The organism is Entomohabitans teleogrylli (assembly GCF_001484765.1).
Classification (GTDB): Bacteria; Pseudomonadota; Gammaproteobacteria; order Enterobacterales; family Enterobacteriaceae; genus Entomohabitans; species Entomohabitans teleogrylli.
Genome location: NZ_LLXO01000007.1, coordinates 248,781 through 271,729, shown reverse-complemented (window position 1 = coordinate 271,729; position 22,949 = coordinate 248,781). Strand labels below are relative to the sequence as shown.

At 58.9% G+C, this 22,949-nt stretch carries 17 protein-coding genes; 6 read left to right on the top strand and 11 right to left on the bottom strand.

Translation table 11 applies throughout. The annotated features are described in order from the left end of the window. Positions 1 to 10: 10 nt before the first annotated feature. The 3 genes from AQ981_RS13890 to dgt all read right to left on the bottom strand — a co-directional run bounded on the left by AQ981_RS13890 (position 11) and on the right by dgt (position 4,407). Complete coding sequence (locus AQ981_RS13890; protein ID WP_058912331.1) at positions 11 to 1,168, bottom strand: CdaR family transcriptional regulator; 1,158 nt, start codon at positions 1,166 to 1,168, stop codon at positions 11 to 13. 156 nt (positions 1,169 to 1,324) lie between these two features. Continuing rightward, the gene (gene degP / locus AQ981_RS13885; RefSeq protein WP_058912330.1) at positions 1,325 to 2,749 is read right to left on the bottom strand and encodes a serine endoprotease DegP; all 1,425 of its coding nucleotides are present in this window, start codon (positions 2,747 to 2,749) and stop codon (positions 1,325 to 1,327) included. Between the two features lie 143 nt (positions 2,750 to 2,892). Next, on the bottom strand, positions 2,893 to 4,407 hold the full coding sequence (dgt, locus tag AQ981_RS13880) for a dGTPase (RefSeq protein ID WP_058912329.1): 1,515 nt from the start codon (positions 4,405 to 4,407) through the stop codon (positions 2,893 to 2,895). Positions 4,408 to 4,624: 217 nt separating this feature from the next. Here dgt and mtnN point away from each other — a divergent pair, with 217 nt between their 5' ends. From mtnN to AQ981_RS13865, 3 genes are read left to right on the top strand one after another with little or no spacing between them, the layout of a single operon-like run. Beyond that, positions 4,625 to 5,326 carry a 5'-methylthioadenosine/S-adenosylhomocysteine nucleosidase gene (gene mtnN / locus AQ981_RS13875; RefSeq protein WP_058912328.1) on the top strand — a complete coding sequence of 234 codons (702 nt, stop codon included), beginning with the start codon at positions 4,625 to 4,627 and terminating at the stop codon, positions 5,324 to 5,326. Continuing rightward, positions 5,316 to 6,119 (top strand): vitamin B12 ABC transporter substrate-binding protein BtuF, encoded by an 804-nt coding sequence (gene btuF, locus AQ981_RS13870; RefSeq protein WP_058912327.1) that lies wholly within the window; start codon positions 5,316 to 5,318, stop codon positions 6,117 to 6,119. Before mtnN ends, btuF begins: the two co-directional genes overlap by 11 nt. A 17-nt stretch (positions 6,120 to 6,136) precedes the next feature. Then, complete coding sequence (locus tag AQ981_RS13865) at positions 6,137 to 6,760, top strand: TRIC cation channel family protein (protein WP_058912326.1); 624 nt, start codon at positions 6,137 to 6,139, stop codon at positions 6,758 to 6,760. A gap of 54 nt (positions 6,761 to 6,814) precedes the next feature. Here AQ981_RS13865 and erpA read toward each other — a convergent pair whose 3' ends face one another. After that, a complete protein-coding gene (gene erpA, locus AQ981_RS13860) occupies positions 6,815 to 7,159 on the bottom strand; it encodes an iron-sulfur cluster insertion protein ErpA (RefSeq protein WP_058912325.1) in 345 nt (114 codons plus the stop codon). Between the two features lie 130 nt (positions 7,160 to 7,289). Continuing rightward, entirely contained in the window at positions 7,290 to 8,699 is a 1,410-nt protein-coding gene (clcA, locus tag AQ981_RS13855) for a H(+)/Cl(-) exchange transporter ClcA (RefSeq protein WP_058912385.1), read from the bottom strand. Positions 8,700 to 8,895: 196 nt separating this feature from the next. Between clcA and hemL the strand changes: the two genes are divergently transcribed. Next, positions 8,896 to 10,176 (top strand): glutamate-1-semialdehyde 2,1-aminomutase, encoded by a 1,281-nt coding sequence (hemL, locus tag AQ981_RS13850; RefSeq protein ID WP_058912324.1) that lies wholly within the window; start codon positions 8,896 to 8,898, stop codon positions 10,174 to 10,176. A gap of 40 nt (positions 10,177 to 10,216) precedes the next feature. Here hemL and fhuB read toward each other — a convergent pair whose 3' ends face one another. From fhuB to hrpB, 6 genes are all read right to left on the bottom strand, one after another. After that, positions 10,217 to 12,202, bottom strand: a complete 1,986-nt coding sequence (gene fhuB, locus AQ981_RS13845; RefSeq protein WP_058912323.1) for a Fe(3+)-hydroxamate ABC transporter permease FhuB — start codon at positions 12,200 to 12,202, stop codon at positions 10,217 to 10,219. Continuing rightward, on the bottom strand, positions 12,199 to 13,095 hold the full coding sequence (gene fhuD / locus AQ981_RS13840; protein WP_058912322.1) for a Fe(3+)-hydroxamate ABC transporter substrate-binding protein FhuD: 897 nt from the start codon (positions 13,093 to 13,095) through the stop codon (positions 12,199 to 12,201). Before fhuD ends, fhuB begins: the two co-directional genes overlap by 4 nt. Further along, positions 13,095 to 13,892: a Fe3+-hydroxamate ABC transporter ATP-binding protein FhuC gene (gene fhuC / locus AQ981_RS13835; RefSeq protein ID WP_058912321.1), complete on the bottom strand. Its 798-nt coding sequence runs from the start codon at positions 13,890 to 13,892 to the stop codon at positions 13,095 to 13,097. The genes fhuD and fhuC overlap by 1 nt, the downstream gene beginning before the upstream one ends. 60 nt (positions 13,893 to 13,952) lie before the next feature. Beyond that, positions 13,953 to 16,133, bottom strand: coding sequence for a ferrichrome porin FhuA (gene fhuA / locus AQ981_RS13830; protein WP_058912320.1), 2,181 nt, complete (start codon positions 16,131 to 16,133; stop codon positions 13,953 to 13,955). A 381-nt stretch (positions 16,134 to 16,514) separates the two neighbouring features. Further along, complete coding sequence (gene mrcB, locus AQ981_RS13825) at positions 16,515 to 19,016, bottom strand: bifunctional glycosyl transferase/transpeptidase (RefSeq protein WP_058912319.1); 2,502 nt, start codon at positions 19,014 to 19,016, stop codon at positions 16,515 to 16,517. A 115-nt stretch (positions 19,017 to 19,131) separates the two neighbouring features. Then, the gene (gene hrpB, locus AQ981_RS13820) at positions 19,132 to 21,564 is read right to left on the bottom strand and encodes an ATP-dependent helicase HrpB (RefSeq protein ID WP_058912384.1); all 2,433 of its coding nucleotides are present in this window, start codon (positions 21,562 to 21,564) and stop codon (positions 19,132 to 19,134) included. A gap of 73 nt (positions 21,565 to 21,637) precedes the next feature. Between hrpB and thpR the strand changes: the two genes are divergently transcribed. Together thpR and sfsA are read left to right on the top strand one after the other, a co-directional pair. Further along, positions 21,638 to 22,165, top strand: coding sequence for an RNA 2',3'-cyclic phosphodiesterase (thpR, locus tag AQ981_RS13815; protein ID WP_058912318.1), 528 nt, complete (start codon positions 21,638 to 21,640; stop codon positions 22,163 to 22,165). Between the two features lie 9 nt (positions 22,166 to 22,174). After that, the gene (sfsA, locus tag AQ981_RS13810; RefSeq protein WP_058912317.1) at positions 22,175 to 22,879 is read left to right on the top strand and encodes a DNA/RNA nuclease SfsA; all 705 of its coding nucleotides are present in this window, start codon (positions 22,175 to 22,177) and stop codon (positions 22,877 to 22,879) included. The last annotated feature ends 70 nt before the right edge of the window (positions 22,880 to 22,949 follow it).

The window sequence follows — 22,949 nt, the reverse complement described above, 5'->3', positions numbered from 1 at the left end:
CCCATGGCTGTTAAGGTTGTTCATCCAGCTGTAGCGCAATATACAGCAGTAACCGATCGTCAAAACTACCCAGATCCAATCCGGTCAGTTCCGAGATACGGTTAAGACGGTATTCCAGGGTATTACGATGGATAAACAGCGCTTTCGACGTTGCCAGAGGCTGTACGTTATGGCGGAACCAGGCGGTCAGCGTGCGCCGCAACAGACCGTTATTATCCATAGACTTCAACCGCGAAAGCGGGCGCGCCAGTTCATTGGCCTGCCAGCCGCCCCGCAGGCTATCAAGCAGCACCGGCAACATCAGATCCTGATAAAAATAGCTGCGGCTGTCCGGCATACGCTGTTTTCCTACCAGCATCGTGGTACGGGCGGTACGGTAAGAGCGGGCGATACTGCCCGGGCCGGTAAAGTAATTGCCCAGCGCGACCCGAAAGCGCAACTGACCGTTTTCTTTCATACGGTTGATCAGTTGCTCAACCCGACGCCGGTGATCGTCGGCATCCCAGCGCCCGAACGAGTTGAGAGCCGGTTTCAGTACCACCATTTCAGTCAGTGAAACAATCGCCACCAGGTTATTGCGCTCCGGCGTTGTCAGGGCGCTCTGCAATTGCTGTAGCTCAGACATGGCGCTGTCAACACCCAGTTGCCCGCTATCCACTTCAACCACCGCGGCCACCCGCGGCTGATTAAGATCGATCCCCAGCCGCTGCGCCCACTCCATCAGCGCAGGCGTGTGCTCCTCGGCCTGAATCAGGTTCATCACCAGCTCTTCGCGCAGCCGGCTGTCCTGAGCCAGCAGATGCATCAGCCGGGACTGCTCAAGCATCATTTCAGCAGTCATGCAGACCAGTTCACCGTATTTGCGCAGCGACTCCGGCTCGCCGGTCAGCCCGATCACGCCGACTATCTCCCCTTCCAGGCGCAGCGGCAGGTTGATCCCCTCACGCACACCGTGGAGATGTCGGGCAACGGCATTATCGATATCCACCACCCGCCCCTGGGACAGCACCAGCAGCGCGCCTTCGTGCAATTCCCCAATGCGCTCCTGATCGCCACTGCCAATAATACGGCCACGGGCATCCATTACGTTAATATTGGTATCGATGATACGCATAGTACGCGCCACGATATCCTGCGCCATCTTAGTATCCAGATGCCAGCCAGCCATATCACCCCTCCTGGTCCTGCCAATGACCCAGCATAGAGCACGTCAAAAGGGTTAACATTGTGCATTTGCACAGAGTCGCCAGGCAGAGAGCCGGAGTGTGGAGAAGGTCACAAAAAAGGGCCGCATAAGCGGCCCTCAGACAGGTAGAGTGACAAATTACTGCATCAGCAGGTAGATAGAACTGTCGCCGCGCTGAATGTTCAACGCCAGCACAGACGGTTTGCTGTCGAGGATCTTACGCAGTTCGGCAATGTTGTTTACCGGCTGCTGATTCGCGCCAATGATGATATCGCCTTTCTTCAGACCGATACGCGCCGCCGGAGAGTTGGCTTTCACACTGTTGACCAGCACGCCCTTCTCATCTTTACCGCTGCGGTTACTCATCTCCGCGCCTTCAATCCCGTTGAAGATCGATGACGATTCCACCTGGTTCTGGCTGCTCTGTTGCAGTTCCAGGTTCACAGACACCTGTTTGCCGTCGCGCAGCAGGCCCAGCGTTAGTTTGCTGCCCACCGGCATAGAACCGACTTCAGCGCGCAGCGCGGCAAAGCTGTTAATCGGCTTGTTGTTCATCGAAACGATGACATCGCCTGCCTTGATCCCGGCTTTCGCCGCGGAGGAATTCGGCATTACCTGGCTGACGAAGGCGCCGCGCTGTGCGTCCACTTTCATGGCCTTAGCCAGTTCAGAGTTCAGCTCGGTCCCCATGATCCCCAGTTCGCCGCGGCGTACCTGGCCGAACTCCACCATCTGAGAGGTCAGGTTCTTAACCATATTGCTCGGAATCGCAAAGCCGATACCAATGTTGCCGCCGTCCGGTGCGAGAATCGCCGTATTAATACCGATCAGCTCGCCGTTAAGGTTCACCAGCGCACCGCCGGAGTTACCGCGGTTAATCGCCGCGTCGGTCTGGATAAAGTTTTCATAGTTCTGCGCGTTAAGGCCGCTGCGGCCCAGCGCGGAGACGATCCCGGACGTTACCGTTTCCCCCAGGCCAAACGGGTTGCCAATCGCCACGGTATAATCACCCACCCGCAGAGCATCGGAATCGGCAATCTTAATCGCCGTCAGGTTTTTCGGATCCTGAATCTGAATCAGTGCGATATCGGAGCGCGGATCTTTACCCACCACTTTGGCATCAAAACGGCGGCCATCGCTCAACTGAACTTTAATGACGGTGGCGTTATCCACCACGTGATTATTAGTCACTGCGTAACCTTTGGCGGCATCAATAATCACGCCGGAACCCAGCGCGGTGAATTTCTGCTGCTGGTTACCGCCAGGGCCGCCCTGACAGAAGGGAGAGCTCTGGAATGGCGAACCGTCCTGGCAGAACGGTGAATCGTCGCCAAAAAACTGCTGGAAGTTGCGCGGCATACGCGCGTTGCTATTAACCGTTGTGCTCCCTTCAACGTTAATACTAACCACTGATGGCATTACTTTTTCCAGCATCGGCGCCAGACTGGGCATCTGCTGGGATGTGGATGCAGAAGCAGTTTCCGCGGCAATGGCGGACATCGGACTCAACGCCAGCCCCAGACTCAGAGCAAGCGCACTCATTGCTAACGTGGTTTTTTTCATCTGTTCAATCTCAATTTACAGGTATTACTAAAAAATGCTGTGTAGGTGACCTATCAGAGTGGATTTATAGCGCGAAGTTCCGCCAATTAGTTTCTGGAAAAAGTAAAAATTTATTGTCCATCTTTACAAAACTCCTTTTAAGATTATTCCACCGCCATCAGACGCCGGTACTCGTCCCAGGCATAGAGATCGGTCATCCCGCTGATATAGTCCTGAATCAGCCGGCAGCGATAATAAAATTCGTGAATCGCAAAGTCTACCGCCTGCTCATCCAGGCGCCCTACGGCTTCTATATACGCCAGGCAGTGTTTACCAGACAGTTTATGATACAGGCGGGTTTCAATAGGGTAGCGTCGAATACGCCCCTCCTCCACCAGTTGCCGAAAATCCGCCAGCGGCATCAGCAATAGCGGGCTGTAAATATCCAGCAGACCGCCAATCACCCGATATCCCTGTAGTTCCAGTTGTTCCACTTCCGGGTGGCTAAAAACATGATTTATAGCAACTTGCTTATAAATATCCAGTAAACGGCTGTAAGAACTGTCGTCTTCGAGCAGCGCATGATTATATGAGCCGGGAAAAATATCGGCGATATTATCGATAAAGCGCTGAGCCGCGTAGGGCACCAGCTTATTGAGGGTGTTGACCCGTAAATACATGAAGAATTGATCTTCGGCAGTATGCTGCATCGGATTAGCGCGCGACTTTTCCCAGGCATTATTCACCACCACGCTGAATAAATCCCCGGCCCGGTGTTCTCCCCACGCCTGATAAAGGTGCTGATACAACCGCTCCACGCTAAAGATATTTTTTTCCACCGCATCTTCGAGATCGGCGACGCAATAAGAGATATCGTCCGCCGCCTCCATAATCCAGGTGAGCGGGAAACGACAATATTCCCCCAGCGCCAGCTCCTGACGTAAACGCGCAATATATTGCGCTTCGGAAAGATAGAAACCGGGCTTTTTCATCAGATAGCAATATTGCTGTGGAGGATCGCCGACCAGCCACGCCGGACGGGTGTATTTCAGGATACAGCCCACCTGCGCCCAGGTCAGGTTCATGCGCAGCAGGGTATGCACCAGACGCACCCCCTGAGCATTGCCTTCAAAGTGGCACAAATCCTGGCGCACATCGCGGCGCAGACAATTGAGCTCATCCTCCCCTTCCCGCAGACGCAGCGCCTCGATCACGCAGCGATCGTCGCTGCGCGGCTGGGAGCCGGCGTCGGAGGGAAACAGACGCTGGCGGAACCAGTCATTGATCGCTGATTCGCCGAAATGACCAAACGGCGGATTGCCAATGTCGTGCATCAGGCAGGCCATCTCGACAATGCTTTCAAACGGACCTGTGAGCTCCAGCAGGCCGTACTCTTCCAGCAGCGCCTGCTCTTTCAGTCGGGTCAGTACTTCTCTGGCGATATAACGCCCCACCTGCTGCACTTCCAGAGAGTGGGTCAACCGGGTACGCACCGCGGCGTTGCGCTCCAGCGGAAACACCTGCGTTTTCTGCTGCAGGCGCCGGATAGCCGGGGAATTAACGATTCGCCCGCGATCGCTTTCAAAAATGCGCAGAATTTCATGTTCGTTTTTCTCTCCTTCCGGAGAGCGAAAGCGACGGTGCCAGTTTATTTTCCTGCGAAAATCAATATCACTCATGGGCACTCCTGTGCGGGTGAATGCACGCGAATTATTTCCCGGCCTTTGTGCATGATAAACTATACCGAAAATAATTCGAGTTGCAGGACCAGGCGCCTGATGTTCGTGAAACCACGCAAAAACACGGTAGCCTGGCGGGATACCTGCAACCTGAAGTATGACGGGGATCGGCCCGGGAAACTGAATATCGTCTTAACACAATAGCGAGTAACTGGTTATGAAAGCAGGCATTATTGGTGCAATGGAAGAAGAAGTGACGCTACTGCGTGACAAAATCGCCAACCGTCAAACCCTCACAATCGCCGGGTGTGAAATCTATACCGGGACATTAAACGGCGTAGAAATAGCCCTGCTTAAATCCGGCATTGGCAAAGTCGCCGCCGCCATGGGCGCCACGCTGCTGCTGGAGCACTGTAAGCCTGATGTTATCATCAATACCGGCTCGGCTGGCGGTCTGGCGCCATCGCTAAAAGTCGGCGATATCGTGGTATCCAGCGAAGTGCGCTACCACGATGCCGACGTTACCGCCTTCGGCTATGAGTACGGCCAGTTGCCAGGCTGCCCGGCGGGTTTCGCCGCCGATGAAAAACTGATCGCCGCAGCCCAGGAGTGCATCACCCAGTTGAACCTCCACGCGGTGCGCGGTCTGGTGGTTAGCGGCGACGCTTTTATCAATGGCGCTGTCGGCCTGGAAAAAATTCGCCACAATTTCCCGGATGCGATTGCCGTTGAGATGGAAGCGACCGCCGTTGGCCACGTCTGCCACAACTTTGCGGTGCCGTTTGTGGTAGTGCGGGCGATTTCCGATGTCGCCGACCAGCAATCTCACATCAGCTTCGATGAATTTCTCGCCGTAGCGGCGAAACAGTCCACCCTGATGGTGGAAGCGCTGGTACAGAAACTGGCCCATGGCGCGTAACCTGTTACAGCGCGCGCTTTGCGCGCTGCTACTCCTGATCCCGGCCTGGCTGTGCGCCGCGCCGCGGGTCATCAGCCTCTCTCCCGGCAATACTGAACTGGCGTTCGCCGCCGGAATTACTCCGATAGCGGTCAGTAGCCGTTCCGACTACCCACCACAGGCGCAGCAGATTGAGCAGGTAGCGAACTGGCAGGGGCTGAACCTGGAGCGCATTATCGCCCTGAAGCCTGACGTTATCCTGGCGTGGCGCGGCGGCAATCCGGAACGACCGATTCGCCAGTTGGAAGCCATGGGCATCCAGGTCCTGTGGCTGGACCCGAACAGTATCGGGCAGGTGATCGCCACGATACGTCAACTGGCGGCCTGGAGCCCGGATCCACAGCAGGCGGAGCGTTCGGCCGCTCAACTGGAGCGGCAATATCTCGCCCTGAAAGCCCGCGCCCCCCACCAACCAGCGCGGCGCGTCTTTCTCCAGTTTGGTCAGAGTCCGATGTTCACCTCCAACGGGGCATCGCTGCAAAACGAGGTGCTGGCCCTGTGCGGCGGCCAGAATATTTTCGCTGACAGCACGGTACCCTGGCCTCAGGTAAGCCGCGAACAAGTGTTAAGTCGCAAACCTCAGGCGATCATCCTCCCCGGTGACGTGAGTAAAATACCTGCAGTGAAAAACTTCTGGCATAATCAGCTTGATATTCCGGTTATTGCGGTCAAGGACGACTGGTTTGAGCGCGCCAGCCCGCGTATTATTCTCGCCGCAAAACAGGTGTGTGAATCCCTTGCGGCTCTCCCTTAGCCCGTTGAGGTGGACTGATGCTGGTTTACTGGCTGGATATTCTTGGTACTGCGGTATTTGCCATTTCCGGCGTGTTGCTGGCGGGAAAGCTGCGGATGGATCCGTTCGGCGTTCTGGTGCTGGGCGTCGTTACCGCCATCGGCGGCGGTACAATACGTGACATGGCGCTGGCCAACGGTCCGGTATTCTGGGTGAAAGATCCGACAGACCTGGTGGTGGCCATGGTGACGTGCCTGCTGACCATTGTGCTGGTACGCCAGCCGCGGCGGCTGCCGAAGTGGATCCTGCCGGTACTGGATGCCGTCGGGCTGGCGGTCTTTGTCGGCATCGGGGTTAATAAAGCCTTTCTGGCTGGCACCGGCCCGCTGGTCGCGGTCTGCATGGGGGTCATCACCGGCGTTGGCGGCGGTATTATTCGCGATGTACTGGCCCGGGAAGTACCGATGATTCTGCGTACCGAAATTTACGCCACGGCCTGCATTGTCGGCGGCGCGATTCACGTCACTGCGTGGTGGGTCTTTCATATTCCGCTGGAACAGGCCAGCATGATGGGGATGCTCGTGACGCTGGGTATTCGCCTGGCGGCGATTCGCTGGCACCTGAAACTGCCGACTTTCGCCCTCGACGATCGTTCGCAGTAACCAACAAAAAAGCCGTACTGGCAGAGCACGGCTTTTCCCGCATAGCAAACAGACTCAAATACTGAACGACGAACCGCAGCCGCAAGTGCTTTTGGCGTTAGGGTTGTTGACCACAAAGCGCGATCCTTCCAGCCCTTCGGTGTAATCCACTGCGCCGCCCACCAGATACTGCAGGCTCATCGGATCGACTACCAGCGCGACGCCTTGCTTCTCAATGGTCATATCGCCTTCGTTAATCTGATCGTCAAAGGTAAAACCATACTGGAAGCCGCTGCAACCGCCCCCTGTGATGTAGACGCGCAGCTTCAGATCAGGGTTTTCTTCGTCAGCGATCAGGCTTTTTACTTTACTGGCCGCCGCATCGGTAAACTGCAACGGCAGCACGACATCATCACTCATTTTTTGCTCCCAACGATGAATCAGCGGGTCAACCGCAACTCAGGCTCCTTCAGGCTGCCCACAGGCAGACGAGAAGATGGAGAGTATAACCCGACATTTAGGGTCATTATCTAATACCCTGGTAAAACGTTCAAGTATTCTGCCCTTCCCCCGCCGGACGCCCCTGCGCCTCCTGCTGCGCCAGCGTGCGGGCAAGTATCGAAGCATAAAGCGGTTTTCCGCCCAAAAACTGGGCCAGTAGTGTCGCCCCCAGGCAAGTAATGATCATTGGCAAAATGAGCTGGTAATTGTCGGTCATCTCCAGCACCAGTACGATACCGGTCAGCGGCGCGCGAACTGAAGCGGCGAACAGCGCCCCCATACCGGCAATAGCAAACGTCCCGGCCTGTAGATGATACGCCGGAAACCAGACCGCGCAGGCCATGCCGAAGGCGGTGCCCAGCAGGGTGCCAAGCGCCAGCATCGGCGCAAAGATCCCCCCTGGCGCACCGGAGGAAAAACACAGTAGCGTGGTCACCACCCGGGCGATGAAAATAAACAGCAGCAGTCCGACCGTATAATTCCCGGCAGCGGCGATGGGGATCAGGTCAAAGCCGCCCCCGGCGGCGGCGGGCTCAATTAACGCCAGTATCCCGCACATCCCACCCAGCAACGCGCCGATCAACACCCATTTTTTGAGCGAGCCGCCGTGCAGGCGGGCGAACATATCCTGAGTACGCAGGACCAGAAAATTAAACAGCGGCCCGACAATGCCGAAAATCATGCCGAGCAGCAGATACAGCCACAGGGTTTCCAGCGGCGCATTCGCCAGTTTCCCCACCTCAATTACCGCACCTTCGCCATTGAAAATGCGAAATACCACGCTCGACATGATCACACCGGTAAAGACCGCTTTAATGGAGATCAGGTTGTAGCGAAACTGCGGACGCATCTCTTCAATAATGAATAAAATTCCCGCCAGCGGCGCATTAAACGCCGCCGACAGTCCCGCCGCCGCGCCGGTTGCCAGTAGAGTATGACGCGCCTCCGCGCCGCGCATCCGGAAAATATCAAGCATCATCCGGCCAATATTGCCACCCAGTTGTACCGTCGGACCTTCACGCCCCAGCACCATCCCGGCCCCGAGAGTGCCCATGCCGCCAATAAATTTCACCGGAATCACCCGCCACCAGCGCACCGGTCGTAGCTCCTCCAGCGCGCCTTCAATCTCCGGGATACCGGACCCACCAGCCTCAGGCGCAAAGCGGCGCACCAGAAAATATCCCAGCGCGGCCAGCACCGCGGAGAGCAGAAAGGCCAGCGGCCAGAGCAGCCAACCGTGACTGGCGACGCCGGCCAGCGCATCCATACGCAGATACTGGACCTGGTTTACCGCCTTTTCGAACGCCACGCCGACCAGACCGGCCACCGAACCCACCAGCGCCGCCATCAGCAGAATCGCTATCGGCGTTTTATCGCGGCGGATAATACGCCGAATCACATCGCCGCGACGCAAGCGGATAACCTGTCGGGCCTCAAATGAAGGAGAACCTGAATTCATCATCTCAACATTAATTAATCATACAAATAGTTCGGGCATTTTACCCGCCACGCCGCCATCCGTCGCGTGAAAAATCCGCCGCCTATTCATACCGCAACATCGCGAAGCGCGCGTCGGCGGGCAAAAGTTTCATAACCCGGAAGGAATAACTTAGAATAGTCCGCTGTGTTTCATTCCACGAATCAGGAGCCGATTCATGAGTAAGTCAGAAAATCTGTACGCGGCAGCCCGGGAACTGATCCCTGGCGGCGTTAATTCGCCGGTACGCGCTTTTACCGGCGTGGGCGGCGTCCCGCTGTTCATTGAGCGTGCCGATGGCGCTTACCTCTATGATGTGGATGGGAAAGCCTATATCGACTATGTCGGTTCCTGGGGTCCGATGGTACTTGGCCACAATAATCCCACCATTCGCAGCGCGGTGGTTGAAGCCGCGGAGCGCGGCCTGAGCTTCGGCGCGCCGACCGAAATGGAAGTCAAAATGGCCGAACTGGTCACCGAACTGGTGCCCACCATGGACATGGTACGAATGGTAAACTCCGGTACCGAAGCCACCATGAGCGCCATCCGCCTGGCGCGCGGCTTCACCGGCCGCGACAAAATCATTAAATTCGAAGGCTGCTACCACGGCCACGCCGACTGCCTGCTGGTTAAGGCCGGTTCCGGAGCGCTAACTCTTGGTCAGCCCAACTCTCCAGGGGTACCGGCGGATTTCGCCAGACATACTCTGACCTGTACCTATAACGATTTGGCTTCAGTGCGCGCGGCATTTGAACAATATCCCGCCGACATCGCCTGTATCATCGTCGAGCCGGTGGCTGGCAATATGAACTGCGTTCCACCGCAGCCGGACTTTCTGCCCGGCCTGCGCGCCCTGTGCGATGAGTTCGGCGCGCTGCTGATTATTGATGAGGTGATGACCGGTTTCCGGGTCGCGCTGGCTGGCGCCCAGTCCTGGTATGGCGTAACACCGGATCTCACCTGCCTGGGCAAAATCATTGGTGGCGGGATGCCGGTAGGTGCGTTTGGCGGCCGTCGCGATGTGATGGAAGCGCTGGCTCCCACCGGTCCGGTCTACCAGGCCGGTACGCTGTCCGGTAACCCGATAGCCATGGCCGCCGGCTACGCCTGCCTGACTCAGGTTGCGCAGCCCGGGGTCCATGAAACCCTGACGGAACTAACGGATAAACTGGCCAGCGGGCTACTGGAAGCCGCAGAACAGGCGGGGATTCCCCTGGTGGTCAACCATGTCGGCGGTATGTTTGGTCTGTTCTTTACCGCCGCCGCCAGCGTCACCTGTTATCAGGACGTGGTGGCCTGCGATGTGGAGCGCTTTAAGCGTTTCTTCCACCTGATGCTGAAAGAAGGCGTATACCTGGCGCCGTCCGCTTTTGAGGCCGGTTTTATGTCTATCGCTCACAGCGAAGAAGACATCGAGAACACCATCGCCGCCGCCCGCCGGGCCTTCGCACAGCTGTAATCCGTAACGCGCTCTCCGCCCGGAGAGCGCGATTCTCCACTCAGCGCCCCTGGCGTCGCAGTAAAAAGATGAAGTACGGCGCGCCGATAAAGGTCGCCAGCAGCCCTGCCGGGATCTGGAACGGAAACAGCACCATCCGACCACACCAGTCCGCGACCACCATCAACATACCGCCGATCAATGCCGCCATCACCAGTTGCGGCAGCGCGCGCCGGAAACCGAGCATCCGGGTGATATGTGGCGCCATTAGCCCCACAAAACTGAGCGGTCCTACCGTCAGGGTCGCCAGCGCAGTGAGTACCGATGCCAGCGCCAGCAGCGACAGCCGCGCCGTATTCAACGGAATGCCGATCGCCCGCGCGCTGGCGCCGCCCAACGGCAGAATCGCCAGCCAGCGCTGGAACAGCGGCGTTACCGCCAGCAACACCACCATTAACGCCAGCGTACGTACGGCCTGCTGAGCACTGACGTTATAGGTTGAACCGGAAATCCAGGTCAGCAATTTCGCCATCCGCGGATCGCCGCTGGCCATCAGCAACATCAACAACATTGTGAAGGCCGTGCTGAGCGCCATCCCGGCCAGCAGCATACGCTGGGGAGAAAATCCGCCACGACCGGCGGCCAGCATAATCATCAACAGCGTCAGCGCAGCGCCGAGACTGCCGGCGGGCAGCAGCCAGCCAAACGCGTCGCCCGGGACAATAAACAGCATAATCACCACGCCGAATGCCGCGCCAGAGCTGATCCCGAGAACTTCCGGGCTGGCCATCCCATTGCCGGTCAGACGCTGGATAATGCATCCCGCTACCGCCAGCATCATACCGGCGCTGAGGGCCGCCGCCACGCGCGGCCAGCGCAAGGGCCACAGCTCAGTGAGCATCGTCCCGCCGGCCCAGCGCCAGCCAGCGGCATCGCGCCCGAAGATCAGCGCCCCAGCCAGAATCAGCAGCAAAATACCCAGCCCGAGCAGCGCCCAGAGCAACACCCGCTGGCGCTCCGCGCGCACCATTTCACCGGCATTGAGTGACGGCGCGCTCAGGGTGCGCAAACGCGGCAGCAGCCAGAGCAGCAACGGCGCGCCAAGCAGCGCCGTGACCGTTCCGGTAGAAATCTCGCGCCATACCGCCGCCAGCCAGATAACCCACTGATCGGAAAACCACAGAATCAGCGCCCCGAGCAGGGCCGACAGCGCCATGCGCGCCGGTAGTCGACGCGCGCCAAGCATCCGCGCCAGCAGCGGCGCGAACAGGCCAATAAAGCCGATAATCCCTACCGCGTTCACCAGCACGGCGCTGATAAAAATCGCCAGCGCCAGCGAGGCCACGCGCGCCGCCGACAGCGCCAGCCCAAGATTGCGCGCCACGCCATCATCCAGCCCCATCAGCGTCAGCGGACGCAGCAACAACAGCGTCAACAGTACACCGCCGAGCAGGCGCGGCCAGACGCTCTCTACCACATTCCAGTCGCTCTGATTCAGACTCCCGGTGCTCCACAGGAACGTGGCCTGCAGTTGATCGTGATGAAAAATCGCCAGTAACTGGTTTACCGCTCCGCAGTACAGGCTGAGCACCAGACCGGCAAGGATCAGCGTCACCGGCGATAGCCGTTTCCCCCACGCCACGCCAAACACCAGCACCCCGACCATGGCCGCACCGGCCAGCGCGGCAAACTGCTGAGTAGCCCAGCCCCCCGGTAGCGCCCACAGAGTGGCGACGGTGATGCCGAGCTGAGCGCCGGTGGACACCCCCAGGGTGGTGGGTTCCGCCAGCGGATTGCGCAGCACCTGTTGAAACAGCACCCCGGCCAGCCCGAGGCCGGAGCCGACCAGCAGAGCGATCGCCAGACGCGGTAACGCGCTGTAGTGAAACAGCATCTGCTCCACCACATCAACATTCGGCTGCCGCCAGGCCATAAGCCAGTCGCCAGGCGGCAATACCATACGTAAGTTATACAGCGAAAGCGCCAACGCGCCGCAGAACAGGGTCAGCAGCAGGATAACCGGCAGGGCGATTTTTTTCAGCGTCATGCCGGATTCCCCAGCGTATTATCGAGGATGCGGCAGAAATGCATCGCGGACAGCGTCGCGCCGTAAAACCACACCGGCGGCGCCTGGCGCAGCCGCCCCTGACGCACAAAGGGCATCGCCTGCCACAGCGGGGTCGCCGCTACCTGCGCCATGGTCGATGCGTTGTGGTGATCGAAGCAGATGACATCGACATCGCGAAATGCCGCCAGCCGTTCAATCCCTACCACCGCGCTACCCCAGAAATTCACTTCGCCCTGCCAGGCGTTGACGATCCCCAATTGATCCAGCACCTGCTGGAACAGGCTGTTTTTACCGATCGCCAGGACGTGGCGGGTATCAAGTAGCGATATCAGCAACAGCGGACGTTTGCCGCGTCGGACAAAGCGCGGCTGCATCTGCGCCATAAACTGGTCGAATTCCAGCAGATGTTGGCGAGCGCGGGACTCCAGCCCAAGACGCTGGCCAAGATCCTGTAGCGTCTGGCGCGCCACCGTCAGAGGGTGGCCGCCGTCGCTGAAGTTCACCCCCATTCCCGGGGCGATACGGGTAATTTTTTCCGGCGCCGGACCGTAGCCGACAGAATAGAGGATCAGCGAGGGACGTAACTGGGTCAGCAGTTCCAGATTCGGTTCCGTACGTAACCCGACATCAATCACTGCTTCCGGCAGTTGCGGTTCACCGACCCACATCCGGTAGTTGGCGATATCGGCGACCGCCAACGGCGTCACGCCCAGCGCCATCAGCAGTTCCACCGGCAGCCACTCCAGCGCCACAATGCGCCGCGCATCCGGGGTGGCCGCCTGAGCCGTTGCGCCGTGCCATAGTAGCGGCGACAGCGCCATTGCCGCCAGTATCCGGCGACGGCTTAACGAGATTTGCCAGGGAGCGCCCATTACCAGACAAAGCTTACCGGCGCAGTACCGCCGGGGTGTGGCAGAATCCCCATCGGGATACCGTAAATACGCTCAAGGGTGGCGCTGGACATCAGTTCCTGCGGGCTACCCTCGGCAATCATTTCCCCGCCGCGCAGCGCCACCAGATGGTCGCAGTAGCGGGCCGCCATATTGATATCATGCAGGACGGCAATCACCGTCAGACCGCGCTGCTGGCTCAGACGATGCACCAGCGCCAGCACTTCAACCTGATGGGCGATATCCAGCGCCGAAGTGGGTTCATCCAGCAGCAGACAGCGGCTGTCCTGGGCGACCAGCATGGCTATCCACGCCCGCTGTCGCTCGCCGCCGGACAGACTGTCCACCAGGCGCCGGGCATAAGGCTTTAGCCCTACCAGCGCAATCGCCTCTGCCACTTTTTCACGATCCGCCGCGCCAAAACGCCCCAGCGCGCCGTGCCACGGGTAGCGGCCGATAGCCACCAGTTCACTAACCGTCATCCCTTCCGCAGCCGGAAGCTGCTGGGGGAGATAGGCCACCTGGCGGGCAAAGGCTTTACTGCTCCAGCGGCTCAGCGGCTGGTCGTTTAACAGAATCTGTCCCCCTGACGGCGCCTGATGACGGCCCAACATTTTCAACAGCGTGGATTTTCCGGAGCCATTATGGCCGATCAGTCCGGTCACTTTTCCGGCCGGAAAGGTCAGCGTCAGCGGGTGCAGTAGCGTACGGCCAGGCACGCGAAAGGTCACATCGGTAAGATGAAAGGTGGTTCCGGTTTGAGTTTGAGTATCCTGCATAAACCAGCCAACGTGTCAGACGGGCACGGCTGGCCGTGCCCGGTATTGATCAGAAACGACTTAGAAACGGAAAGTCGCGGTCGCCACCACCTGACGCTCGGCGCCCCAGTAGCACGCGTAATCACGGTAGCAACTGGCAACGTATTCGCGGTCAAACAGGTTGTTAACGTTCACCCCCACCGACGAACCGGGCAGGCCAAAGCGGGCCAGATCGTACTTGATAGTGGCATCCGCCACGGTATAACTCGCGACATTAAAGGCTTCGTTGTTCTTATCCCCGGTGGTGTAGAAGCTGGAGGTAGAGCCGACATAGCGCGCTCCGGCACCCACAGTCAGCCCGCTCAGCGCCGTTTCATGGAAAGTATAATCCGCCCACACAGAAGCCATATTGCGCGGAATTTCCGCCGGACGCTTGCCGCCATACACCGTGTCGTGAGTATATTCAGCATCGGTGAAAGTGTAAGACGCCGTGACGTCAATGTTAGCCGTCAGCGCCGCTTTCGCCTCCAGCTCAAAACCGCGGGAACGGATCTCGCCGCTCTGAATGCTGAACAACGAGTTAGACGGATCCGGAGTCAGGTTTTTGTTTTTGGTCAGTTGATATACTGCCGCGGTTACCGAGACTGGCATATCTTTCGGCAAGTATTTCACGCCCGCCTCATACTGCTTGCCGCGGGATGGATCGAACGGTTTGCCCTGGCTGGTAGAGCCGGATACCGGTTCGAAAGATTCGCTGTAGCTAAAGTACGGGGAAATGCCGTTGTCGAACAGATAGTTGATCCCGCCGCGCCAGGTGAACTGCTGATCGTTGACTTCCGCCGTCGTGGCACTCGCGCGGGTGAAGGTGGAGGTCTTCGCAAAGTCGTAGCGGCCGCCGAGGGTCAGCACCCAGCTATTCCACTCCGCCTGATCCTGCACGTACAGTCCGGTCTGTTCCTGGCGGTTAATCACCGCATACGGGAAGTAGACATTGACGTTCGGGTTACCGTACTGCGGATTCTGCATGCTAATACCATCCGCAGAGCCGTAGTCAGCGTCAATATCGTTACGCATCCGCAGATAATCGACCCCGGTGAGTAAGCTGTGATTGACGGCGCCAGTAGCAAAATCGGACTGCAATTGAGTATCGACGGTAAAGGTGTTCAGCGATTCATCTGAACGGACGTAGGCGCGATTAATCTGACCCGGCGCGATGTAACCATTGCCGTAAACGGAGCGGTACAGGGTGTGCACCTGGGCATAGCGCAGGTTCTGGCGCACGGTAAAGGTATCGTCAAAAGCGTGCGAGAAGCTGTAACCTACCATCTGCTGACGACGGGTCATTTTGTTATCGGCTTCGCCTTCATTGAAATCGGTCGGCAACTTATGCGCTTTACCGCTGGCGTCATAGTAAGGCACAACGGTACCTTCCCTCGGCAACCAGCCGTAATAGCCGGCATAGGGATCGCTCTGGAAGTTGCTCAGGAAGGTAAAATCGGTTTTGTCATCCGGGCGCCAGCTAAAAGACGGGGCGATGGCATAGCGGGACGATTTCACCATCTCCTGCTGGGCATTCTCGCTGCGGCCAAGACCGGTCAGACGATAAGACCACACGCCGCTGTCGTCGATGGCATCGCTGAAGTCGAAACCGGTCTGCCACAGGTTATTGGTCCCCATTTTGAACTGAATTTCACGCAGCGGCTCGGTGGTCGGGCGTTTGCTGACCATCGCAACAATACCGCCGGGGTTGCTTTTACCGTACAGCACCGATGTCGGGCCGCGCATCAACTCTACGCGCTCAAGGAAATACGGGTCGATTGACGCTTCAGAGTAGTTGTCGCCCTGTAGCTTGATGCCGTCGAGATACTGATTGGTGTTAACCGTCGTTGACGTGGTGAAGCCGCGAATGGAGACCACGTCATAGGTCGAGGAACTGCCGCGAGTGGAAAAAACCCCCGGGGTGTAGCTCAGCGCCTCTTTGACCGTGGCCGGCTGCTTCATGTCCATCTCATCACGCGTCACCACGGAAATAGACTGCGGGGTCTTTTCAATCGGCGTGTCGGTTTTGGTTGCCGTCGCGCTGCGCTTCGCGGCGATGGTCGGCGCCGGGCCCCATGCGCTTTCCTGCGCGGCGGAGGAAGCGGAAACAACCATCGTTTCTTCCTTGCCGGTACCGTCTGCGGCATAAGCGGAGGTGCCGCTTACCGCAGCCGCAATCAGTACTGCGAGTTTACGCAGCGAGGTGTTGACTGGACGCGCCATGATAATTTCTCTGAGTTAAAGGAATAATGATAAAGAAAACGATAATGATTATTATGAGCGTAAATTTTATGCGCATTCGCTACGCTATAGCAAGCGCCGTAAAACCCCGGAAAACCTGATGGCTTAGTTCTTCACCAGTTCAGATTGCCGGAGTTATTCAGAGGTTAAAAAGACGCTACGTTCATTTTGCCGGTGGGTAATTCAGACTCTTCGTGGCAACAAATAACCACAAAAAATAACCCCCGCCATAGCGAGGGTTATTAAGAAAGGAAAAAGACACCGGGGATAAATTCTGATTTATTCACCAGATTTCCTACCCCGGAAAATCACCAGGGAAATCAACCTGGTGATTTTCTGCTTCCCAATGACAGACGCAATGGATTAATCGCCGAACATATCTCTGATCCAGCCCGGCACGCTGCTCTCTTTATCCTGCGGCGGCTGTTGTTGCTGAGCCGGCTGCTGCTGCCGGGACTGATCGAACGGATTTTGCGGCTGCGAAATCGGCTGGCTCTGCTGACACAGGGTATCCGGATCGCGGGTCCACACCGGCAGCGAACGGGAACCGCCGCCGCACACGAAGTTACCGCCATCATCCACGCCCATGGTGACGATATCTTCCGGCGGCGTCAGGTCCAGCGGCGTTGATGGCTGGTTCTGCAGATAGCGCTGGTAAATCGACATCGCCCCGCTGGAGCCGTAAAGCTTCGTCGGCTGGTTGTTATCGCGCCCTACCCAGGTGATCACTACCTCTTTGCCATCGATGCCGGCAAACCAGGTATCCACCTGGTTATTGGTGGTACCGGTCTTCCCGGCCAGATGCAATTTCGGGAAGCGGGCGCCGAGCGCGCGCCCGGTACCGCGCTGCATAACCTGCTGCATGGTATACAGGGTCAGATAAGCCGCCTGCGCCGGCACCGCGCGTTCCGACTGTGGGAAGCTCTGATACAGCACTTTGCCGTCTTCGGAAATCACCGAGCGTAACACTGACAGCGGCGCCCGATTCCCGCCGCTGGCAATGGTCTGGAACGCCTGGGCGACCTCAACCGGCGTCAGGTTCAACGCGCCGAGCAACATCGACGGCACCGCGTTAAGCTGGTCCTTCGGCGCCCCCAGTTTTTGCCAGGTATCCACCACCGCCGGCAGCCCCAGCGACATCCCCAGGTTTACAGTCGGTACGTTCATCGAACGGGTCAGGGCATCCACCAGCATCACCTGGCCGCTGAAACGGCGGTCATCGTTCTGCGGCGACCACACCTGGCCATTACTCAGGCGCAAGGATAACGGCGCATCGGCAATCCAGGTATTCAGGCGATAGATATTCGGCTGGCTCAGGGCTGTCAGATAGGTGGCCGGTTTAGCCAGCGAACCGATGGAGCGCCGGGCCTGCATGGCGCGGTTGTAGCCGGCAAACTGCGGATTCGCGCCGCCGACCATCGCCCTGACTTCGCCGGTAAAGCGATCGACCACCACCATCGCGGTTTCCAGATCGCTCAGCTTACGCTGCTTAATCAGCGCCGGAATCCCTTCAGTGGCCGCTTTTTCGGCGGCGTCCTGGGAAACCGGATCAAAGGTAGTGAAGATCTTCACGCCGGAGAGATCTTTTACCTTATCCCCCAGCTTCGCCTGGAGCTCCTGGCGCACCATCTGCATAAAGGCCGGCTGAGGCGAAATCACCCCGCCGCGCGGCTGCACGCCCAGCGGGCGGGCGCTGAGCATATCGTATAGCTCCTGGTCGATAATCTTCTGCTGTTGCAACAACCTGAGCACCAGATTACGCCGCTCCAGCGCCAGTTTCGGATTACGCCATGGGTTGTAAACAGAAGCCCCTTTGACCATCCCCACCAGCAGCGCCTGCTGATCGAGGCTCAGCTCTTCCACCGGGCGACCAAAGTAATACAGGCTCGCCAATGGGAAGCCGCGGATCTCGTTATCGCCGCTCTGGCCGAGGTACACCTCGTTCATATACAGCTCAAGAATGCGGTCTTTACTGTAGCGGGCGTCAACAATCAGCGCCATATAGGCTTCGTTGGCTTTACGCCAGTAAGAACGCTCGCTGGACAGGAACAGGTTTTTCACCAGTTGTTGAGTCAGCGTACTGGCGCCCTGTACCGTGCGACCGGCAGTCAGGTTAGCCAGCACGGCGCGACCAATAGAATACAGGCTGATGCCGTCATGCTCGTAGAAATGACGGTCTTCAGTAGCCAGCAGCGTATCCACCAGCAGGTCAGGGAAACCGGAACGCTGGACGAACAAACGCTGTTCGCCATTCGGCGACGACAGCATGGTGATCAGCCGCGGATCGAGGCGGAAGAAGCCAAAGTCACGGCCGGTGGCCATATTTTTAATCGATTCCAGGCGATCGCCATCAAAGGTCAGCAGGGCATGAATCTGCCCCTCTTTGCTGTCCGGAAAATCGAACGGCCGCCGCTGCATTTCGATGGTATTGCCTTTTACCGAAAACTCGCCGGGACGGGTGATTTTCGTCACCTGACGATACTGGGTGGCTTCCAGCAGACGCACCATCTCATCCTTGCTGGTCGGCATATCCGGCTCAAGGCTGGCCATGCGTCCGTATACCGCGGCCGGCAGTTCCCAGACTTTGCCGTCAATACGACTGCGGATTTTCTGGTCAAGGTAAATACCGTAAACGGCGATTACCGCCACCACGACAATCAGCAGTTTCACCAGTAGCCACAGCAGGCGACGTTTTTTACGCGGCGGCTTGCCTTTCCTTTTTACCTTGCGCGGCATAGGTTCCTCGTCGTCATACTCATCATCATATTCATCGTCATACTCCTCCTCCCTGAGGCGACGACGGCTCACCTTGTCTTTTCCCGGACGCCCTTTGCGCCCGATCGGTTCGCGGTCATTCCCCGCCATGCTTACTCTCCACAAAAATTCAGGCGCCGTGGCCCGATTGTGCTGTCTTTCGCGCAATGCGAAACAAGAAATCTCTCAAATCCTCCGCGCTGCCGAAACGCAGCGGCGGACCGGATTACTGGTACTTTTTCGTGCGCCGGGTCGGCTGCGCGCTGGCCGGATCGTCAGGCCAGACGTGCTTTGGATAACGCCCTTTCATCTCTTTTTGTACTTCGCGATAAGCCCCCTGCCAGAACGCCGACAAATCGCGGGTAATTTGCAGCGGGCGCATGGCCGGCGAAAGCAGTTCCAGGGTTAGCGGTATCCGCCCGTCAGCGATACAGGGGGTTTGCGCTTCGCCAAACATCTCCTGCATCCGCACCGCCAGCGCCGGCGGATTATCCGCATCATAGCGGATCGCAATCCGGCTGCCGGTGGGCACAGTGTAATGAGTTGGCAGAGCACTATCCAGCCGTTGACGCTGCGGCCACGCCAGCAGGTTCATCAATGCCGCCGCCAGATCGATATTTTTCAGCGCCTGCAGCGAATGGACGCCGCCCATCTGCGGCAGCAGCCAGCGCTCCAGCGTCGCCAGCAATCCCTCATCGCTGACGTCCGGCCAGGATTCCTCTGAAATCCAGCGCGCGGCGCAGGACAAACGCAGGCGCAACTGCTGCGCCGCTTCCGACCAGTTCAATACTCCCAGCCCCTGCTCCCTGATGCCGTTGAGCATCGCCTGGTGTAGCTCTTCTTCAGACGGTTTCGCCAGCGGCTGGCTTTTCACGACCAGCAGCCCTATCTGCCAGCGGCGCCGCGCCTGGAGAGTACCCTGAGCCATATCCCACTCCACCACATCCCGCTGCGTCAGCAGCGCCGGACAGCGCTTGAGCAGCGCCTCAATATCCAGCGGCAGGGCCTGCAAAATACGCGCATCCGGGCTGTTATTGCCCTGTAGCAGTAGCGGAGCCAGCAGCCATTGATAGCGGGTCAGCGCATCATCATCTTCCAGCAATGCCCCCATACCGTTGGCCAACTGGTAGCGGCCGCTCTGTCCGCGCCGACGAGCGATACGATCGGCGAACCCGGCCGCCAGCAACTCCGCCGCCCGCTGCGGATCCACGGCGCCGCCGCCTGATCCTCCCCGCTTTAACAACTGCCTGGCGCGCTGCTGCCAGTGCCCCTGCGCTCGCGCCAGGGCATCGCGCAAATCGTGATTGTCGCCGCGCGGCGGCTCTTCCAGAATCGCCGTCAGCAGCGCCGCGGTGGCCTGCGTATCGCTATCCTGCGCCGCCGCCAACAGCGCGGCCAGCCGCGGCTCAACGCCGCGTTGCGCCATCTGCTGCCCGGCCGGCGTTAGCCGCCCCTGTTCATCCAGCGCCCCCAGTTGGGTCAGCAGCGCCTGCGCAGCCTGCAGGTTCACCGGCGGCGGCGTATCCAGCCAGCACAACTGTTCTGCATTCCGGCATCCCCACTGGCGTAGTTCCATGACCAGCCCGGAAAGATCGCTATGAAGAATCTCCGCATCGCTCTGGGCGGCGGCGCGTTCGGCTTGTTCCCAGGCCAACAGATGTAAACAAATTCCCGGCTCCAGACGTCCGGCGCGACCGGCGCGCTGAATCATTGACGCCTGGCTGATGCGCTGGGTGACCAGCCGGGTCAGCCCGCTGCGCGCATCAAAGCGCGCTACCCGCTCCTGGGCGCTATCCACCACCAGCCGAATGCCTTCAATGGTGAGGCTGGTTTCGGCAATATTGGTCGCCAGCACCACCTTGCGCAAGCCCGGCGGCGCCGGGAGGATCGCTTTACGCTGCTCGCTCAGCGGCAGCGCGCCGTATAACGGACAGAGAAGCACATCCGCGGCGACATTTTCCGCCAGCAGCGCCATCACCCGCTGGATCTCCCCAACGCCGGGCAAAAACAGCAACAGCGAGCCGCTCTCCTCGCGCAGTAATGCCGCCGCGGCCTGCGCTACGCTCTCGTCGAAGCGCCGGTGAGCCGGCAACGCCTGCCAGCGCCGCTCGACCGGGTAGCTGCGTCCCTCAGAGATAATCGCCGGCGCCTCCGGCAGGCACTGCTGCAGGCGGGTATTGTCCAGGGTCGCCGACATAATCAGCAGCCGCAGATCGTCGCGCAGCCCCTGCTGAACGTCCAGCAACAGCGCCAGCGCTAAATCCGCCTGCAGACTACGCTCGTGAAATTCATCAAGGATCACCAGCGAAACGCCGCTCAGTTCCGGGTCGCGCTGTAGCATACGAGTGAGGATCCCTTCGGTGACCACCTCCAGACGGGTTTGCGGCCCGATGCAGCTTTGCGAACGCATCCGGTAACCTACCGTCTCGCCGGGTTTCTCGCCGAGGGTTTCCGCCAGCCGCTGGGCGACGTTGCGCGCCGCCAGACGCCGCGGCTCCAGCAACACAATGCGCCCCGGGAAAAGCCCGGACTGGAGCAATTGCAGCGGTAGCCAGGTGGACTTCCCCGCCCCGGTGGGGGCGCAGAGCAATACTTGCGGGGCATCCGCCAGCGCGGCGAGGAGTTCGGGGAGGACAACGGCGACCGGAAGTGACGACACAAACAGCTCCAGAGGGTTAACATCTGCAAGCCGCCATTGTAGCATCCCCTGCTACCTTTACCGAGAGAGAACCATGTCCGCGACCCGTCGTCTGTTTTTTGGCCTCGCCCTGCCGACCCGTTTGCAGCGCCAGTTGGTACGCTGGCGCGCCGACCATTTTGCCGAATACACCGGGCGCCCGGTAGCCGCCGCGAATCTACACATGACCCTCGCCTTTCTCGGCGACGTCAGTCCGGAAAAACAGCAGGCGCTCAGCGTCCTGGCTGGCCGCATTCGCCAGCCGCGTTTTGCATTACAACTGGATGACGCCGGGCACTGGCTACGCTCGCGGGTCATCTGGCTGGGAACCCGCCAGCCGCCGCGCGGCCTGTTACAACTTGCCGATCTGCTGCGCTCTCAGGCGGCGCGTAGCGGCTGCCATCAGAGTCCGCAGCCGTTTCATCCCCATATCACGCTCTGGCGCCAGGCGGTCTCGCACGCCGCGCTGCCGGCGCCTGGCTTCAACTGGCAATGCGAAATCACTGAATTCACGTTATTTGAATCCTGCTTTGACCAGGGACGCACCCGCTACCAGACGCTGGAAAGCTGGCCGCTAACATAAGGAAACTTCATGGAATTTACCCCAGCCCTGTGGCATGCCGTGCTGATCAAACGCTATAAGCGCTTTCTGGCGGATGCTGTCACCCCTCAGGGGGAAACCATTACGCTCCACTGTCCGAATACCGGAGCCATGACCGGCTGCGCCACCCCCGGCGATACCGTCTGGTATTCCACCTCCGACAATCCAAAGCGCAAACTACCCTACACCTGGGAACTAACGGAAACCGCGCAGGGGGCGCTGATTTGCGTAAACACGCTGCGCGCTAACACGGTAGTGCGCGAAGCGCTGGACGCGGGGCGACTTTCAGAACTGTCCGGTTATCCCCGACTGCGTAGCGAGGTCAAATACGGCGCCGAACGCAGCCGCATTGACTTTATGTTACAGGCAGATGACCGGGTTAACTGCTATATTGAAGTCAAATCCGTCACCCTGTCAGAAGCAGGACAGGGCTTCTTTCCGGATGCCGTCACCGAGCGCGGGCAAAAGCATTTGCGTGAACTGATGAGCGTTGTGGAAGGCGGAGAGCGGGCAGTGCTGTTGTTCGCAGTATTGCATTCCGCGATCGGGCAGGTTTCCCCTGCCCGGCACATTGACGCCAGATATGCGCAATTATTGAGCGAAGCGCAGCAAAAAGGGGTGGAAGTGCTGGCATATGGCGCAGAACTTTCCTCCCGCGGTATCACTCTTAATGCGCCGCTGCCGGTTTTTTTGTAAGCGGTTGTAAGCACATTGTATGTTTGATACGCGGGTCGCGGGCGTAAATACGCTTTTCCTCACAGGCTTG